This window comes from Solibacillus faecavium (assembly GCF_014836905.1).
Lineage (GTDB): Bacteria > Bacillota > Bacilli > Bacillales_A > Planococcaceae > Solibacillus > Solibacillus faecavium.
Genome location: NZ_JACSPZ010000002.1, coordinates 595,648 through 614,096 on the forward strand (window position 1 = coordinate 595,648; position 18,449 = coordinate 614,096).

The following is an 18,449-nucleotide window of genomic DNA, read 5'->3' on the forward strand; positions in this document are numbered from 1 at the left end:
TATTGCTTACTATAATCAAATAATAATTTTATAAAATTAGAGCTACTTTTTTAAGTAGTTCTTTTTATATTTTTGCTAAAAAATATAAAAATTTGATATTTTTATGTTTAATCTGTATAATATTACCATGAATTGATTCATTTTTTTAAGGAGCTGAGTTTAAACATGAAAATTACTAGTTATTATGTTGCTAGCATTACTAAAAAAAATGAATTTCAGGAATTACTGTTAAACAACAAATTTTTAGCTGTGCAATTGGAAGATTATAAACACGGGTATGCTTTTTATTATCAGTTGGTTTTTAATTTATATACTTTTTTAACGACGGATAGTGAAAAGTTATTAATGGATGATACTATTCGTTTAGACTATCCCTTTCAATCTTATATACATGAATTAATGATCAAGCAAACTGAACTTCTTAAGGTCAAACAGATAAAAAGTAATAATCATTTAATCTGTTTATTAATCGCTATTAACATTAAAAATAATTTAAAATCTGATCTACATAAAATTTCAAATGATATGGGTCTACAGTCTGAGTTGCCCCTTGAAATCATTAACTTTTATGTAAACACTCTTAATGACACACCAGAAGAACATACGGTCAATCAGATTCATAGACAATTTTTAAATCGATTAAAGGAACATGTTTTAGTCAGTACTTATTTCAATAAAATTATTAAAGATTCTATAGATTATTCAAAACGTTATTACAATCTACTGTTAAAGGAGTTTTAACATGTATAACTCTACCAATTCAATATTGGAAAATAACGAATATTTGTCTATCGAGTATTCTTTAAAGACGAGTATAAAACAATTCAAAACGTATTATGCTAAAAAGCAATTTGATGAAGCCTTTGAACAACTTCAGTTTATATTATCCATCATTGAAAGATGCGATAATCCAGTGCTTATTACAGAAGCATTAATTTGCTGCGTTAAATTTGCCTCTATTATATCGACCATTCCGCAAAGCGACATATTTATTCAATCTATTATTGCTTCTATAAATCCAGATAACAATCCTCAAAATCTATCGATGTGCTACTATTTATTAAGTATCCGGTCTCTTGAAGTCAAAAATGTTACTGAAGCTATTCAATATGCTAAAAGTGCATATTTCCATGCATTGGAAATCCCTGGTGACCGTCTATTTTATGAATGTAATGCACAGTTGCAACTTGTTACCTCTTTATTGGAAAATGATGACATTACCCATGCCGAAAAATATATTGAACAATTTAACTGGTATATAGAAAATTGTAAAAATGATGCCGATATTGTTTTTGTCCACTCAATACAAGCAAGCAAAAATTTTTTACAACAAAATTTTGAAATGGCTGTTTTCTCAATGATGTCCTTATTAAAAAAATTTAATGAATCCAATGAAGTTATGTACACATCATTTTTAGCACGGCATTTTTACCGTATTATTAGCAAACATCCCGATTCGAAAATACTTTTTAAAGATTTGATCATTCTTTGTGAGAAAATAATTAATCGCCAAAATCAATTTTTGCCTATGGATTTAAATATCACCCAGCATGTTGTTATATATAATTCCAAGCAGTTTTACGGACGCGCGATTGAAATTGTTGATTTGCATGTGGATCAAACGGCCACTATTGTCATGTCAAAGTATAAACTAAAAAGTGGAATGAATTTAAATAGATTGTTAAATATCATAAATTTTGAAACAAGAGGAAATCAACTGATTATCTATCCATATTGCGATGAAAAATTTCTACTGATCACAACGGAATCCTTTAAAAAGCAACTTGAAACGAATATGCTTTCAAAAAATAATGTTTCACTTATTGCTTCTGTTGCGAATACTCCAAAAAATAATTTTTATGAAATGTATAATGAACTTAACTTAAAAATAATAAGCCAAACGTAATCCCTACTAAAAACCGCCTAATCGCATTGATAGGCGGTTTTTAGTAGGGATTAGCAGGAAAAAGTTGTTCATGTTCATTGATTTGAATTGATGACTAGTCATCGTAAATATCCTATCTCACTTTATTTAAAGCGATGAATAAGTTGATTGTAATAGAGGGACCGTGACTCCACCGGGAAAAGCGCGTGCGGAAGATCCACTAAATTGTGCCTGCCGTTGTAGGCACAATTTAGTTAGCTGGAGCCGTGCCCGGGGAAAGCTTCGGTCCCGGAATGGAGATCAACGGTGTTCATTAGTTAACTTTATTTTAATAAAAAAGACTGTAGGCAATCCCGAATTTCTTCGAGTTTATCTACAGTTTGAAACCGCCTATCGTATTAATAGGCGGTTTTTTACAGGCAATTTATTCTATTAGCGAGATTCCTTTGGTGGTTGGCATACTTCGCATTTTTGCTGTTTGTTTTCTTTAAACTTTTTCCATGGCTTTTGGAACGTGTTCCCGCAAGCGCACTCGAAATCTAGCTTTTGTGAAAACCCTTGGAATTCTGTTGATAATAATTTTGTATCTGTATTCTTTTCTACGTATTCACGAATTGAATGGATTGTCCATTTCTTTGACATTATTTACACCTCCACAAGCTCTTTATTATAGCATGAAAGTATCCGTTTGCCTTTAATTAAATAGCCAATCGAAGACAAATCCAATACCTTTAAAGGCAAAATATAAAAAAAGTATGCCCAATACAACAAAGCCTAAGCAGCTAAATATCCCAGAGAATAAAAACAACTTAATATTTGGCCCTTTACGATTTCCCCATTCCTCTTTCTTATCACTCATCACATAATTGATTGTGTCACAGTGAGGACATTTTTTTATATATGTCCGTTTTCGTTGCTTCTTACCATTAAATATTTGAATTTCGGACGAAAATTGATCCGTTGCAAAATCAATGATAAACGGTTCATGACAATTGCTACAATTAACATTAACCTTTTTAGCCTCCATTTTAACAACTCCTTACGTTACCTTTTTCCATTCTACCTTGTCTGCTGAGCTAGAAAAGTTAATCCCGATTAAATAAATACTTTCTTGAATCTGCTTCTATGCGACGTTCGCAATCATCGCAGGAAAACTTCCTTCGGCGATTTTCTTTATATTGTTGGTATTTTTTAGTACCTTCCACTAATTTATATAATTTACCGCAATAACGGCAAGTTGTTTCATAATAAAACATATCGAACTCATTCCTTTCAATAAAATCACACTTTTTATTATAGTTCAAAACAAAAAACCTATTGCGGTATTTTCGCAATAGGTTTCAATTTATGATTTCAAGACTTTTACAGTGACTTTTTTACGGCCCCATTGGTTAGCATTCGATTTCTTATTCATAAAGAGATCGATTTTGTTTCCTTTAATTGCTCCGCCAATGTCACCCGCAACAGCAATTCCATAACCTTCAACCCATACTTTAGAACCGAGTGGAATGATTTTTGGATCTACGGCAATAACTTTTAAGCCTGGATTTTTACGTAAATTCAAACCTGTTTTAGTTATACCTGAACAGCCTTTACAGTATGCTGTGTAAGCAGTAGCTGTCATTCTAATTGTCTTTTTAACATTACCTGGGTCTGTTGCTGATTTTTTAGTATCCTTTTTTACAGCAGTTTTATTTTGAATATGGCTAGGTAGCTTAATGACTTGCTTTATTTGAATTTTAGTTGTCTCTAAATCGTTTAGCTTCATCAGCTCTTTTACCGTAGTATCATATTTCTTGGCAAGCACTGTTAAGTTCTCGCCTTTTTTAATTGTATGTGTAGCAGCCTGTGACGTTCCAACAAAAATAAATGTACTTGCGATCATAACCGCAAATAATGATAAAACTTTCTTGATCATACTTGAATATTTCCCTCCAGATAGTTGTCGTGAATAATCTTTTTGAATCAACTTTACTAGCATAACCGCGAAATATTTCACTGAGATGACATCTCGGCACCACAGACATTACAATTTGATTACAGGGAGTCGATTTTTGTCGACTAATTATTACGAATAACTGAATAAATCAATTTTTTAATATCCACCAGTAATTTTATTTATCTGTAAAAAAATAGACACAATTTAAACGAGGCAATATTTGCTCGATTTAATATTTTCAATCTCGAAACGCCATAATTTTTCTATAATTTGCCTTTATCAATTAAAGAGATGATAAAAAGTTACCAATATCACTAAATTAATCTAGTTATTCAAACTACCTTACCTAATTCTTTTGTGCTAAGATATTTTTTGTTTTGATAATCTATATGAAAGAGTGAAGTTTTTGTCACATAATACAAAAGATTTAAGTTTATTCAAGTTAACTTGGCCATTATTTTTAGAGTTGTTTCTATTTATGCTCATGGGTTTGGCTGATACGTTCATGTTAAGTGCTGTATCTGATGATGCGGTAGCCGGGGTAGGAACAGCTAATCAATATATTCAAATTGCCATCCTTTTATTAGGTGTGATCGGTACGGGGGCTTCCATTGTCGTTTCTCAATATTTAGGCTCTCGCTTACTGGCTGAAGCATCAAAAATTGCTGCTTTATCTGTATCACTTAATTTAATTGTTGGGCTTATAATAAGTGGATTGTTTATATTGTTTTCAGATGCAATTATGAAAATGATGAATTTACAAGGTGCCGTATTGGAAGCAGCACAAAACTATTTAGTAATTGTTGGGGGCTTTATATTTGTTCAAGCATTAATTACTTCCATGTCGTCCATCATTCGCGTTCAAGGCTGGACGAAACAAACGATGTATGTCTCTCTTGGAATGAATGTAGTGCACGTAATTTTAAACTATATTTTGATTTTCGGTAAATTCGGTATACCAGAGCTTGGTGTAGAAGGTGCCGCTATTTCTTCGGTTATCAGTCGTGTATTAGCAGCAATCGTATTTTTCTGGCTTTTATATCAGGCATTAGAAGTCCGCATTGAACTAGCTGACTACTATCGTCTGTCCAAGAACTATATTTCGAAAATATTAAAAATCGGTATTCCATCTGCCCTTGAGCAGGTTCTTTATCAAACAAACCAAATAGTCCTCCTCTTTTTCGTGACTTTTTTAGGTGCAGAGGCATTGTCAGCGCGTCAATATGCCGTCAATATTTCCATGTTCACCTATCTTTTCGCATTAGCGATTGGTATGGGGACGGCCATTATCGTTGGACGTTCTGTAGGTGCAGGTGAAAAAGATCTTGCTTATAAAAATGTTTGGTTTAGTGTCAAATCTGCGCTAATTTTCACTTTAGCAATGGTAGCGATTATCACAGTTTTTAGAGAACCTCTCATGCGTATCTTTACAGATAACGAAGAGATTGTACGTATAGGAGCGAGCGTCTTACTATTAAGTGTCTTATTGGAAACAGGGCGTTCAATAAATATTACTATTATTAACTCTTTACGTGCTTCAGGTGATGCTTCTTACCCAGTTCGAGTAGGATTTATTTCAATGATCGTGATCGGTTTATCGCTTGGCTATTTCTTTGTATTCGTACTGGATTTAGGACTTGTCGGTGTATGGCTTGCGATTGCCTGTGATGAATGGATTCGTGCCATTTTAATGATTTTCCGTTGGCGCAGTCGAAAATGGGAACGCTACGCCATAGTGGAACAACAATACGATGTGCCTCAACCCATTACAAAGCCTGAAGCAGTTCAAACTTCATAAGAGGATACCACCTCACCACATTTTTTAATAAAACAAAAAAGAGAAATTGCACCGTTGAAGTGCAATTTCTCTTTTTACGTGAACTGGAACTACTCATGCTCCAGCTTTTATCTATTTTGCTGTTTCTTCTGTTGTTTCTTCTGTTGTTTCTTCTGTTGTTTCTACTGCTGTTTTATCTTCTTGCTCTTCTTGACCTTCTAGTAGTTCTGCCGCTTCTTTTTCAGCTGCTTCTTCCGCAGCACGACGTTTCGATTCTTCAGCTGCTTTTTTTGCAGCTTCTTCGATCGGTTTATTGACAACTCCTAGGCACCATACAAATTCTTCCCAAGCCATGTTCCAGCCTTTGAATACTTCTTCCGAGTCATCCCATTTTACAGAATAAGCTATACCGTCTTCTGTTTTAATAATGGACAACGTTAAATCCGCTCCAACGCGGTCGCTTACTAGTTTGATTTTTCCTTCTTCATCAAATCGTTCGTCGATATTATCCTTCTCTGTAAATGCACGGCTTTGAGCAATTTCAAGTAATGTATTGCTATGAACTCGATATTTGTTTTTTTGCATGTATTTTCCCAACTTCCATCTTTTAATTCTTTACTTTAACTATATTACAACGTTTCTAAAAAATTATCGCGATTTTTTTCAGAATAAGCGCTTTTTATTATATTATCACAAAATCCTATGCTTAAACACTATTGATTACATAAAACAGAACGTATATTCCTATATTAATCTAAAAACCCCGTGAAGTGTTTAAACTTCACGGGATAAAGGATTATTTAATAATAATACATGCCGCTATTTCTTTTTTCAGCTATTTCATAGGCTAGCTGGATAATGGATTTCGATAATTCGGCATATGTGACTTCTTTTTTCGGCAAGAACATCGATTGATCTGACTTTTGTAGGCCAAGTGCATTGGAAAGTGCAACATATCCAATTTTATCTGGATCAACATCAGCAGCATCTTTTATCGGTAATTGATAAATATCGCGATGCTTAGCTGCCTGTTCAAGTCCTAGTGTACGAATAAACCATACAGCTAGTTGCTCATTTGTTACCTTTTGATCAATGTTCAGTTCATCTTCATTAGGATTTAAAATACCGATACGAGTCGCATTTTCCACTACTTTATAGTATGGATGATCCGCATCAATTTGTTCAAATGATACAGGAGGCTGCTCCTGGCGATACATATAATAGTCTTCATAGAAATAAGTTATCGATTTAGTAATCATATTTAATGCTTGTCCTTGTGTAATTGCAACATCAGCATTAAATGTTTTCGCATCCTTCACCTCAATAGCACCTGCTTGAATTAAATAATTTAATTCTCTTTCGGCTGTCGGATGACTAACTTTCTCTTTTTCCAATTGTTCATACTGATTAATAATTTGTCCGCTGTTTGCATCGAGCTGATAGTATTCTTGCCCTTTTACTGTCGGGAAATAGACAAGCTCATATTTCCCATCTTCATTTTGCAGGCGGTTATACACTAACTTAACGTCCAATGCTTCCGTGAATATCTTTTTCGCTTCATCATTCGAAATTTTTGCTTCAGCACTTGGCCATTCTTCAATATTTAATGGGTAACGGTAGAAGGATTTTAATTTTCCTTCGTCATCAATAGCTACTGATACGTTATCTCCATTTACAATCAAACCATTTTTAATGCGTGGGAAACTTACATGATGCACTTGTGATTCTTTATCGTATGAAGGATCGGTATTTGCCTTCGCATACTCATGTACAGTAGTTGGAGCAAGTTCCTTCACATATTTTTCTGCTAATTCCATTACTTTCTCTTTACTCAATTTCGGTGTCGTATTTTTTGGTGCCTCTTCTTCATCAAACGGAATTGGACCAAAGAAATCAGAGTACGAAACTAGTTCACCTGTATTTTTATTAAACTCTATCGATGAACCATGTGAACCGTTTCTATATCGATACGAGTATGAAACACTGATCACTGCCTGATCATTTGATTCATATTCATATGCGTGATCGATCGTAAATTTAGTAGTGTTTTCCTGTTGATCAACTAATTGTTTTGCAATTGCTTTCGCCTCTTCAAGCGTAATCGGTGAAGGAGTCTTTAATTGGTTTGGTGCAAGTGGCTGCAATGTAGCATTACTCTGTAGTGAATCAACCTTACCTGAATACGTTGCCCACTGATTCGAAGTTGCATGTAGCCCAATCACATTCGGTGCCGGTAAATAAACCAATTTCACAGAAGGCTTTGATGAATACGGTAAATATTCAATTGTATACTGAAGGCTTAAATTTAATTGCTCCTTCATTTTGTTAATAGCCGCTTCTTTAGAAATAATATTTTTTGATTCTTCAAATGACATTCTCTTTGGCATTGAATTTTGGTAGAAAGATTGAATTTTGCCGTCACCTAAAACACTTACCATCATAGATTGGTCCGGAATTGGTATATTATTTTCGTTTGGAGTAAAAGAAAATGAGTACGTAATTGGCTCTGTAATTAATCTGCTGCCGTAATAATAGCTAGGCACATTATTCGATAAACTGTAATTGCCCGAAGCAGAAACCTTTTTAACGAAATCTTCAGCTATTTTACGCGCTTGATCTTCCGTTATTTTCCCAGGAAATAACGCATCTTTCAAATTGGCAGGATTGAAATAAAAATGTTCTATTTCAAGGTTGTCCCCTTTGAAAGTTACACTTCCACCCTCTGTTTGTTTATTTACTTTTTTATTGAACATTAGCTCATAGCGGATTGTTAAATCGTCTGCATAATGGTGACTCATCGATGACATTTGAAAATCATTGTTAGAGTATGTACTAAACATCTCCGGCAATTTCGTTTTCAAAATTTGAATAAGCTGCTCTTTCGTTACCTGTTCATCAGTCACGGCCACATAAATTGGCACACGTTCCTCTTGTGTTCCGACAGAAGCTTCTGTAATGCCCGGACTAGCAAGTAATCCTAGTGATACAATTGACATACTTAACGCGGTTGTCCATTTTTTCATTTAAAATTCCTCCTTTGTTTTTCTCTATATTATACGCTTAAAATATGGGAATAGTTTCAATATATTGAATAAATTATAAATTCCATCTTTTATCCTATCGTATAATCTATGCCATTGTATTCCTTAATAAGTCATGTTAGAATTTTTCAGAGGTGAATTACGTGAGTATTGTTACAGCTGGATTGTTAATATCTTTTTCTGGCATTATTGTCGTATGTTTAGGTCTATTTGATGTAATTCCCAATTCCACACAAACTTTGAATTATGTATTTATAGGAATCGGCTGGGTATTTATTTTATTAGGGATTGTAGTACGGATTGTTGGAATGAAGCTAGAGAAAAAAATAAAGTGAAAAATTCCGAGTACCAATAATCATGTACTCGGGATTTTTTTATTCGTCATTCACCAATTGGTATTCGGCCATACGAGCGGTTGCACGCCAGTAATGATATATCAGACGGTCAATCCATAGTAAAGCATCAACCTTTGACACTGCTAAATCCAATTGAGTTTCATTTGCTACCGAGCGTTCAAAATATAGAATGCGTTTTTCACGACGTTCTTGCGCTACTTTTTGAGATGTCTCCTCTAAAATGATTGAAATATCCATCAGCTTTTCGTCTTCGCTTAGCCTGTTATTGATAATGGACAGCATTTCCTGCCAATCTAGCATCAATTTTTCTTGTAAATAAAATGCTTCTACATTTTGCTTTTCACGCAAAACTTTTATTAAACGGTGTAAATGATCGAGTGTATGTAAAATTGAGATTAGCTTTAAATGTTCACGTTTTGAGGTGACAAGAATGCTGTCAAGAAACTTCCGGGTAATTTCGAGAGCTTCTTCAACTTTTAGTATTTTTTTTTCATATTCCATCGTCACTTTTTTGGAATCCATTAATAATTGCTGTGCAGTTGTTAGTTCTACCATGATATCACGCATCGTTTTAAACGATACTTCTATTGCTACAGACGGCATTTCTTTTAAACTATCATCCAAATCCTGCGTCAATACGTTTTCACGCTCGGGTACCAACTTTATTAATAAATTGGCAAAGGGCTGAATTAGCGGAATAAAGATCAATGCGCCCAATAAACTGAATAGCGTATGGAAAATCGCAATACCTAATGTTTGGTCAAATTCTCCTGAAATAAGAACAGTCAGCCATTTCGTAAATTGAACAAAATAAGTAAATATAATAGTTACAAAGAATGCAGTAATCACGTTAAACAATAAATGTGTAATGGCTGTACGCTTGGCAGAAACAGAAGCTCCTATTGCTGCGAATAAAGCCGTAGCTGTTGTTCCAATGTTTTGCCCAATAACTAAATATGCAGCCTGTTCAAAGTCAATCGCACCTGCAAATAAGGCCGTTAAAGTAGCCGCCATCGCCGCGCTTGATGCTTGCATAATAACGGTCATGACAATACCAATTATGATGAGCAGAAAAATGGATATGAACGAATCTGCCGGAATCGAGTCAAAGGCAATTAAATCCTGGGCAGAACCCATCCCTTGCTGAAGTGTATCAATTCCTAAAAACAGTAAACCAAAACCAGCAACAACATTCCCGAACCGCTTCACATCCTGAGGTGCGATTAATGACATAAATACACCGATGCCGATAATTGGTAAGGCCATCGTTTGCAAACTAATTTTAAAACCGATAAGCGAAATTAGCCAACCGGTACTCGTACTTCCTATATTAGCCCCTATTATGACACCAATTGATTGAATGAACGTCAGCAACCCGGCACTTACAAATCCAATCGTCAATAATGTTGTAGCCGTCGAGGATTGAATGAGCATAGTCATGACTGCACCGGACACTACTGCACTAATACGGCCCTTTGTAAATGTATTAAGCCATCTTTTTAAAGCATCCCCAGCAATTTCCTTCAGTCCGTTGGTTAGCATTGTCATTCCGAGTAAAAATAAACCGACACCGCCAAAAATCGTAAGCATTCTATCACCACCAAATTGAAGTCCTCATTAAAAAGTAATCGTAACACTTAATACCCGAAATATTAAGAATAATTTTACAATTTAGATGGAAACAGTTTTATGAAAGTGTAAATTTAATGAACTTTAATATAGTTCCTGCTCAAGTAAATAATATTTTTCCCCGTAAATCGTTACCTCATATGTTATTGCGCCATTTTCGCTAATTTGAATATTTGTTATTTCGCCACCTTTATTTATTATATGCGGTTCATAGTACTTTCGATAATGGTGTGTCTCACTATCAATGTGTTCTTCTATCAGTTTTACCTTTACATGATCCATAAGCTGAAACTTTAGCTCATATTGTTCCTGCTCAACTTCAAATAAATTTAACTGCACCAAAAAAATCACCTGCCACAATGTACTAAAAAATACATTCGACAGATGATTTCCATTTCCTTTATTATTTTTAAATATTTATATCAAGTGGTTTCGGCAGGACCGTTTCGTTCTTTTTTTGCTCTGGTTTTAAATAAATTACAAGCTCCTGCTGGTAAGTCCCATCTTCCAGCAAATAATGGTCGAGTGTATGGCTGTCATATTGATATATGCCAAATGGAAATGATACACTGTCTCCTTTTACTGCCGCAAGTAGACCAGCAATATCATTACTTACCATTTGCAGCACTTCTTCAGCCGTCTCTGTTAATACAAACACTACATTCATCTTTCTACTCTCCTATACACCAATAAACAATGTCGCTTGAGCTATCGCGATATAAAAAGCGACATTTTGGATAGGTGCCTCATCTGAAAGCTCAAACGTCATGTTGAATTGATCTTTTTCTTCATTATAAACCGCGACCCATCTAGCCACGACTGTTTCATTGACGATAAAGTTTGACCAATCTTCCATTTCTTTATCGATTTTCATTTTGAAGTCTTTACTTGAAATGAATAATTCCGGTACACCAATTCGCCAGTTTTCATAATTGATTATATACTTTTCATCTGAAAGTAAGTCTTTCCCTTCAAACCATACTTTCCCGCGACGAAAAATTTTTTTCACTTCAAATACTGTCTGACCGCTATTATTGTGTATAGCATACTTTAAAAAATAACGATGATCAAAATAACCATCCAACAGTTTTTTTAAGCCATTATCATAAATCCGTTGAACAAAGTATATTTGTTCGCCTGACTCATTGTAAATGGGCTTTTGTACAGTAGATTTAATATCGCCATCTACTTCATACGTAATAATTTGCATATCTTTCCCCTTAGTAAATAATCGTAATTTTATTTAGAATACGTCGTATAAAATGCTTTTCTTCGTTGAATTCCTGACGTATTGAGAGTGCTTCATCAGGTTGATCGGTAATGATTCCGTCTACATTTTGCTCATAGAACTGCTGCATATCACTCTTATCATTTATCGTCCAAACAAACAGTTCCTTATGTTGCTCTTGTACTTGTTTCTGAATATTACCTGTTCCAAAGGACTGTTCTACAGAAATAAAATCAGACTCGTTTACAGGTAACTTACCGTATGCAATAGAGTATATATAACCCGTATGAATACGTGGCTCCATCTCTTCCAAAAGATCCATTACTGGTATATCCGGAGACTGTACATAATGTAAATCGAGCGCATCATACTTATCAAGCAATGCTACAAATCTTTCCAAAAAGTCATCTGTCTCAAATCCATGTGTCTTCATCTCAATAAGTAATTTTATATTTAATGTACGACTTATTTCAAGTACTTCCTCGAAAGAAGCAATTGTATCAGAATAACCATTTGCGAGTATAGTCGTTTCCGTTAATTCATCCAATGTAAGGTCATATGTTTTTGTAACTTCATTCGATAAACGTGAAAGGGTTTTGTCATGAAATACAACAAACTCCCCATCCTTTGTTTGTTGAATATCGATTTCCACCATATCTGCCCCGGCTTTTTTAGCAGCTTCAATTGCAGTAACTGTATTTTCAACACCTTCATCCATAAACCCTCGATGCGCAATTACAGTTGTGTCCGGTGTATAAATATTTTTTTCCAAATTAACAATATTAATGGCACTTACTAGGAAAAATGTATAAACCGCGATTATAAAAGTCCACTGTTTAATTGTTTGTTTAAACGATTCTTCCTGAACAATCAGTGGCTTTTGGCGTGTATGCTGGAAAGCTACCATGACGAGAAGCTGCGAAAATACAATTTGTAAAATAGAAAAGAAAATCAGGATCGCACCCTGTGCAAGTGTCAACGTAAACCCTGCTGCTACTAACCCCCAGCTTGGCTTAACCATTTCAATAATAAACAAAGGAATGAAGATAACGATTAAAGTGAGAATTAAAAGGGTTATATGTATGATTACCATTAGCCCTAACATACCGATCGTTTCAATCAGTTTTCGTTTTGAAAATTGCCAGCTCTTTTTTAATGCTCCATAAATCGAAAGTTCCTGGTGAACCGTAAAGAATGGCCAAGTAAAAATAAACCGTAGTCCGATAAAACCTAAAACTAGCAACAAAACAATATATAATAGCGTTCCTTTTGTAGAATTTAGTAATTCATCTACTATAAAATTTGGAATATGTAAATTTTGTAATAGTGAAATCGGTAAAATCGCCGATACAAGAGGTATTAATAAAGCGGTATAAACAACTATTAATAATGTTTGTAAGCTAATAAAATATACTACTTTTTTGCTGAGTCTTTTTAAAAGCCCTTTCCACGTATAGGGTATGGATCGCTGCTGATGATAAGCAAGCAGCATTAAAAAACCAATTTCAAAATATATGAAAATTATACCGATAAATAAAATAAATGCTATGCCAAATATAGCAAATGGGTGCGTTAATAAATAAGGAATACTATCTTCAGTTACCACCTGCACCCCGGTAATATCCATAATAATAGCGATCATTAGTGAAATGAACGGTAATACGATAAACGCCTGAACTATACGCAAAATCGCAAAGTTCCGTATATAGTCCACCCTATAATAATATAAATTTCGAAATATTAATTGAATAACTCTTTTTACTCTATCCAAAAGACTTCCCCCGACTGTAAAATTGTTTGTTCTATCGTTATATTAAGATAACAAATGTCCTTCTTAATTTTTTCATTCCCTTTTCTAGATTCCATTTAAACATTATTCTTTCAATGCTTTTGCTTGAAGTAGTGTTTTCGTGAACACTTCTAGAGGTTCAACCCCTTGTATCCCGTATCTGTTTTCAAATACGAAAAAGGGTATACTTGTTATTTGAAGTTGCTGTGCTTCATAACGATCCATTGCCAATTGTTCCGAATATTGCTCATACTCCATCACATTATGCGCTTCATTACGATCTAACCCTATTTCTTCACAAATTGCCAAAAGCTCTTCTTCATCATTTAAATTAAGACCTTCTGTAAAATAACGATCCATCACTATTTCTACAAATTCATTTTCCTTGCTGTACGTTTTCGCTAATTTACTTAAGCGATGAGCACTTTTTGTATTCGCAAGTTTTACTTTTTGGAAGTTAAAAGTAACGCCTACCTCATTTCCATGCATTGTAATCGACTCCATTATTTCATCTACCTTTTGCCGATTATTATTTTTCTTTTCAATTAATGTTTCAACATAAGGGAATGCTGTCGTTTTTGATGCTTGAGGATTTAATTCATAGGCTTTATATTCAATGACCACTTCTTCTGTTAAGTTTAGCTGTTCGATTGCCTGGAATAATTTCTTTTTGGCAATATAACAAAATGGACAGGAAAAATCCGAAAAAACTTCAATTTGCATAAAAACTCCTCCAATCAATTACACTTAATACAACAATACCCCAAAACCAATAAAAAAAGCCGAACCCGTTAAGGATTCGACTATTTAATATACTTTCAAGCTGTAGGAATGGCTGCGAAGAATTCCTCGTAAAGCCCTTTTAAAATTTGATCTTCAAATTCTGAACGAACGCCAAATACTAAGCTTACTTCCGATGAACCTTGATTAATCATTTCGATATTTGCCCCTGTACCTGAGATGGCTGCTGCTGCACGCGCTGCCAAGCCCGTGTTATGGCGCATACCTTCTCCGACAATGACAATCATCGAAAAGTTATGACTAAAGTGTACATCGTCTGCACACAATTCATTTTTCACACGTTGAATAATGCGTTTTTCAATTTCCGGAGAAAGTTGACTTGATCGCATAATAACAGAAATATCATCTAACCCTGATGGTGTATGCTCATAGGAGATATTCTCTTCTTCTATTATTTGAAGAAGCTTGCGACCAAATCCAACTTCTCGATTCATTAAATATTTTGATACGTATAATATTGAAAAGCCACTGTCTGCTGAAATACCTGTAACAGGACGATTCGATTGTGTTCTTGTTGGTAAAATGCGTGTTCCTGGTGCAGTTGGATTATTTGTATTTTTAATATTGACTGGGATACCTTGTTTATACACTGGCATTAATGCTTCATCATGAAATACCGAAAAACCTGCATATGATAGCTCACGCATTTCGCGATATGAAATTTCCTTAATGTCCACTGGATCATTGACAACCTTTGGGTTAGCAGCAAATACACAATCTACATCAGTAAAGTTTTCGTAAAGATCCGCCCCAACAGCTGACGCTAAAATAGAGCCTGTAATATCAGACCCACCACGATCAAAAGTACGTAAAATACCTTCTTTTGTATAGCCAAAGAAACCTGGGAAAACCACAATTTCTTCCGTATCTTTTAAAACACTTAAGTTTTCATATGCTTCCGGCAATGCGTATGTGCGTTCCGGAATATCATTTAAAATTAACTTATCTTTTGGACTAACATATTGAGCAGGCATTCCAATTGCATTAAAATAGCTGGCAATTAGTTTAGCGTTGTTATCTTCGCCACTTGCCTTTATATTATCAAGAAATATATCTTTATTTGTGTATTCTTCCGCGACACGGCCACGTATATCTTGTTCAATAATATCGGAAATTAGATTGTCTAAACCAAGTTCATCTGCAATATCACGATAACGATTAACTACAGCTCTAATTTTCTCTTCCACATTACCTTTCATCATTACGGTGTTGGCTAAGTCTATTAATAAATCTGTCACCTTAATATCATCGCTTGAACGCTTACCAGGCGCAGAAACCGCGACAATCTTTCTTTCAGGATTAGATTTCACAATGTTTGCTACTTTTTTGATTTGTTCTGCACTTGCGACAGATGTGCCGCCAAATTTACATACTATCATCTCATCAGATCCTTACTTTAAAAATTGATGTTTGTACTCACCGAAAAAACATTTGACTTTACACAGTGTACAAATTTATTCCATTCCAGTCAAGACTATTCAGTAAATTCATTAATCTATTTAGTCAAAATACGGATATTTCGAGGTTTTGTCAATATATAATATGAGATTTTTATAAATAATTGATGATATTCGTTTATTTCGTGTCAATTTTACTCCTAAAAACATAAAAATAGCATTATTATTACTACAATTACTTTTGCACTCTAGTATGAAGGTTCAAAGGGTCGAAATGTATGGATGTAGGTCAGGCATTTCATAGGACTAAAAATAGACAGATTGTGATATTATTACAGGTGATTATTTACATAAGGCAACAGTAACAAAGAGTGCTATTGTCTAAGATTTATCCCATTGTCACTTAGGAGGTTTTAGTATGGGGCAATTTTTAATAATAGCTGAAAAACCAGATCAGGCAGCAAAATTGGCTGCTCCCTTTTCATCTACGAAGAAAGCCGGTTATTTCGAAGTAAAACCCAACACATACTTTCCGGATGGTGCACTCATCACATGGGCGATAGGACATCTATGTGAATTAAAAGCCCCTGAAGAATATAATCCATCATGGAAAAAATGGACGTTGGAAGCATTACCAATCATTCCGGACCGATTTGAATATAAAGTGACAAAATTAAAGTATAAACAATTTAATATAATTAAAGCTTTAGTAAATAGAGCGGATATTCAGGAAATTATTATTGGCGGGGATGCTGGACGTGAAGGTGAATTAATTATCCGGACTATATTAAAGTTATGCAGAGCCAATAAACCAATGAAACGATTATGGATATCATCTTTAACTGAAAACGCTGTGAAAAATGGTTTTGCAAACTTATTACCAGAAGAAAAAACGAGAAATATTTATTACGAAGCATTAAGTCGATCTTGTGCAGACTGGCTAATAGGCATCAATACATCTCGTTTATATACCGTCCTTCTAAAGCAAAAAGGCGTAAAGGATGTTTTTTCAATTGGTAGAGTACAGACACCTACACTAGCATTAATCGTTAAACGAGAGCACGAAATCGCCAATTTTAAGCCTGAGCCTTTTTGGGAAGTAGAAGCGGAGTTTAATTTTGAAGGAAAAAAATTAAAAGCTAAATGGCATAAGGAGAATAACTCGAGAGTGCTGGAGGAACGGCAAGCTATTGCCATTGCAAATTTCTGCATGAATAAACAGGTTGAAATTACGAGTATTAAAGAAGAAACAAAGGAATTCGCTCCCCCATTGTTATTTAACCTTTCTACATTGCAGGCAACAGCCAATAAAGCTTTTAAACTTTCACCTCAGCATACACTTGATATTTTGCAAAAACTTTATTTGAAAGGTTTAGTTTCCTATCCCCGATCTGATTCACAATTTTTGACGAACGAGGAAGCAAAAACATTGCCGAACATTCTGGAGAATTTAAGTAAAATTGATCAATACAAAAATCTCCTTCCACCACCTGTAAAATCTATTTTGACGAGTAAAAGGTTTGTGAATCCCCAAAAAGTTACGGATCACCATGCCATCATTATTACAGAACAGTTGCCGAATTTATCAAAGCTCAGCTCGGAGGAATTTAAAATATACGACCTCGTTGTGAGACAAGTTATTGCGGCTCACTACAATAATGCTATTTATTCATATACAACGATTCATTCTCTTGTAGAAAAACGGGCTGAATTCATTTCAAAGGGAAAAGTGCAAATTGAAGAAGGTTGGCGTAAAGTAATTTTCCACTCTAATACCAATTCACCAGCAGACAAAGATGAATTGCTTCCATTGCTTCGTGAAAATGAGCAAGGTATTGTAACGAAAGCAAAGGAAAGAAAGAGCGAGACACAGCCTCCAAATAGATATTCTGAAGGTAACTTAATTACTTTAATGAAAACTGCAGGAAAGCACCTGGAAGATACGGAATTGGAAAAGGTACTATCCAAAACTGAAGGATTAGGTACTGAGGCAACACGCGCCGGAATTATTGGTACGCTAAAAGATCGTCAATATATTGAGATCAGGAAAAACCAAGTATTTGCTACAACGAAGGGAATGCTGTTAATTGAGGCACTAGGGGAAAGCATTTTAACGTCCCCTTCCATGACAGCCAAATGGGAGCAAAGACTGTCTGAAATCGGTGAAGGGACCGCTTCCCCAAACGCCTTTATGGAACAAGTTAAAAAGCTTTCCTACAAACTGATAACAGATGCGAATGAACGAGAAAAGGAATGGGCTTTCAATCAAAGTGCAGTAGAGAAAATCACAGCCAATAATCCTTACAATAAAAAATATAAACGAGAAAAAACAGTTGTCGGAAAATGCATGCTTTGCGATGGATCCATTATTGATCATGGAACTTTTTACGGCTGCTCCAATTATAAAGCCTCTAACTGCAAATTTTCCGTTTCTAAGAAAATTTTAAGAAAATCGATTACGCAGCCTAACATAAAAAAACTACTTGCTACTGGCGAAACCGCGTTAATTAAAGGCTTTAAAAAAGGCGCGAAGACTTTTGATGCACATCTTATATGGGACAATAACGCACAAAAAGTAACCTTTAAATTCGATAAATAGCAAAGTAA

The 18,449-nt window shown here is 34.7% G+C and carries 17 protein-coding genes; 5 read left to right on the forward strand and 12 right to left on the reverse strand.

Annotated features, from left to right (window positions below):
- Positions 1–165 precede the first annotated feature (165 nt).
- Positions 166–741, forward strand: coding sequence for a hypothetical protein (locus tag H9635_RS06450; protein WP_191699323.1), 576 nt, complete (start codon positions 166–168; stop codon positions 739–741).
- Between the two features lie 25 nt (positions 742–766).
- Positions 767–1,906 carry a hypothetical protein gene (locus tag H9635_RS06455; protein WP_191699324.1) on the forward strand — a complete coding sequence of 380 codons (1,140 nt, stop codon included), beginning with the start codon at positions 767–769 and terminating at the stop codon, positions 1,904–1,906.
- A 411-nt stretch (positions 1,907–2,317) separates the two neighbouring features.
- On the opposite strand, the gene H9635_RS06460 is transcribed toward H9635_RS06455, so the two are convergent.
- The 3 genes from H9635_RS06460 to H9635_RS19450 all read right to left on the reverse strand — a co-directional run bounded on the left by H9635_RS06460 (position 2,318) and on the right by H9635_RS19450 (position 3,803).
- Positions 2,318–2,527 (reverse strand): hypothetical protein, encoded by a 210-nt coding sequence (locus H9635_RS06460; protein WP_191699325.1) that lies wholly within the window; start codon positions 2,525–2,527, stop codon positions 2,318–2,320.
- 52 nt (positions 2,528–2,579) lie between these two features.
- Complete coding sequence (locus tag H9635_RS06465; protein ID WP_191699326.1) at positions 2,580–2,912, reverse strand: redox protein; 333 nt, start codon at positions 2,910–2,912, stop codon at positions 2,580–2,582.
- 318 nt (positions 2,913–3,230) lie between these two features.
- Positions 3,231–3,803, reverse strand: a complete 573-nt coding sequence (locus tag H9635_RS19450) for a 3D domain-containing protein (RefSeq protein WP_191699327.1) — start codon at positions 3,801–3,803, stop codon at positions 3,231–3,233.
- A 427-nt stretch (positions 3,804–4,230) separates the two neighbouring features.
- Between H9635_RS19450 and H9635_RS06475 the strand changes: the two genes are divergently transcribed.
- Entirely contained in the window at positions 4,231–5,622 is a 1,392-nt protein-coding gene (locus tag H9635_RS06475) for an MATE family efflux transporter (RefSeq protein ID WP_191699328.1), read from the forward strand.
- A gap of 111 nt (positions 5,623–5,733) precedes the next feature.
- Here the strand turns inward: H9635_RS06475 and H9635_RS06480 are convergent, their stop codons facing one another.
- Together H9635_RS06480 and H9635_RS06485 are read right to left on the reverse strand one after the other, a co-directional pair.
- Entirely contained in the window at positions 5,734–6,186 is a 453-nt protein-coding gene (locus tag H9635_RS06480; protein WP_225231143.1) for a homoserine dehydrogenase, read from the reverse strand.
- A 215-nt stretch (positions 6,187–6,401) separates the two neighbouring features.
- A complete protein-coding gene (locus H9635_RS06485; protein ID WP_191699329.1) occupies positions 6,402–8,624 on the reverse strand; it encodes a YcdB/YcdC domain-containing protein in 2,223 nt (740 codons plus the stop codon).
- Between the two features lie 161 nt (positions 8,625–8,785).
- Here H9635_RS06485 and H9635_RS06490 point away from each other — a divergent pair, with 161 nt between their 5' ends.
- Positions 8,786–8,977 (forward strand): hypothetical protein, encoded by a 192-nt coding sequence (locus H9635_RS06490; protein ID WP_191699330.1) that lies wholly within the window; start codon positions 8,786–8,788, stop codon positions 8,975–8,977.
- Positions 8,978–9,016: 39 nt separating this feature from the next.
- Here the strand turns inward: H9635_RS06490 and H9635_RS06495 are convergent, their stop codons facing one another.
- The 7 genes from H9635_RS06495 to H9635_RS06525 form a co-directional block, all read right to left on the reverse strand.
- Complete coding sequence (locus tag H9635_RS06495; protein ID WP_191699331.1) at positions 9,017–10,588, reverse strand: Na/Pi cotransporter family protein; 1,572 nt, start codon at positions 10,586–10,588, stop codon at positions 9,017–9,019.
- Between the two features lie 123 nt (positions 10,589–10,711).
- Positions 10,712–10,966, reverse strand: coding sequence for a hypothetical protein (locus H9635_RS06500; RefSeq protein WP_318245182.1), 255 nt, complete (start codon positions 10,964–10,966; stop codon positions 10,712–10,714).
- Between the two features lie 70 nt (positions 10,967–11,036).
- Positions 11,037–11,294: a thymidylate synthase gene (locus H9635_RS06505; protein ID WP_191699333.1), complete on the reverse strand. Its 258-nt coding sequence runs from the start codon at positions 11,292–11,294 to the stop codon at positions 11,037–11,039.
- Positions 11,295–11,306: 12 nt separating this feature from the next.
- Complete coding sequence (locus H9635_RS06510; protein WP_191699334.1) at positions 11,307–11,837, reverse strand: tubby C-terminal domain-like protein; 531 nt, start codon at positions 11,835–11,837, stop codon at positions 11,307–11,309.
- Between the two features lie 10 nt (positions 11,838–11,847).
- Positions 11,848–13,626, reverse strand: coding sequence for a glycerophosphodiester phosphodiesterase (locus tag H9635_RS06515; RefSeq protein ID WP_191699335.1), 1,779 nt, complete (start codon positions 13,624–13,626; stop codon positions 11,848–11,850).
- Positions 13,627–13,728: 102 nt separating this feature from the next.
- A complete protein-coding gene (locus tag H9635_RS06520) occupies positions 13,729–14,367 on the reverse strand; it encodes a DsbA family oxidoreductase (protein ID WP_191699336.1) in 639 nt (212 codons plus the stop codon).
- 95 nt (positions 14,368–14,462) lie between these two features.
- On the reverse strand, positions 14,463–15,824 hold the full coding sequence (locus tag H9635_RS06525; RefSeq protein ID WP_191699337.1) for an aspartate kinase: 1,362 nt from the start codon (positions 15,822–15,824) through the stop codon (positions 14,463–14,465).
- 436 nt (positions 15,825–16,260) lie between these two features.
- Between H9635_RS06525 and H9635_RS06530 the strand changes: the two genes are divergently transcribed.
- On the forward strand, positions 16,261–18,441 hold the full coding sequence (locus H9635_RS06530) for a DNA topoisomerase III (RefSeq protein ID WP_191699338.1): 2,181 nt from the start codon (positions 16,261–16,263) through the stop codon (positions 18,439–18,441).
- The last annotated feature ends 8 nt before the right edge of the window (positions 18,442–18,449 follow it).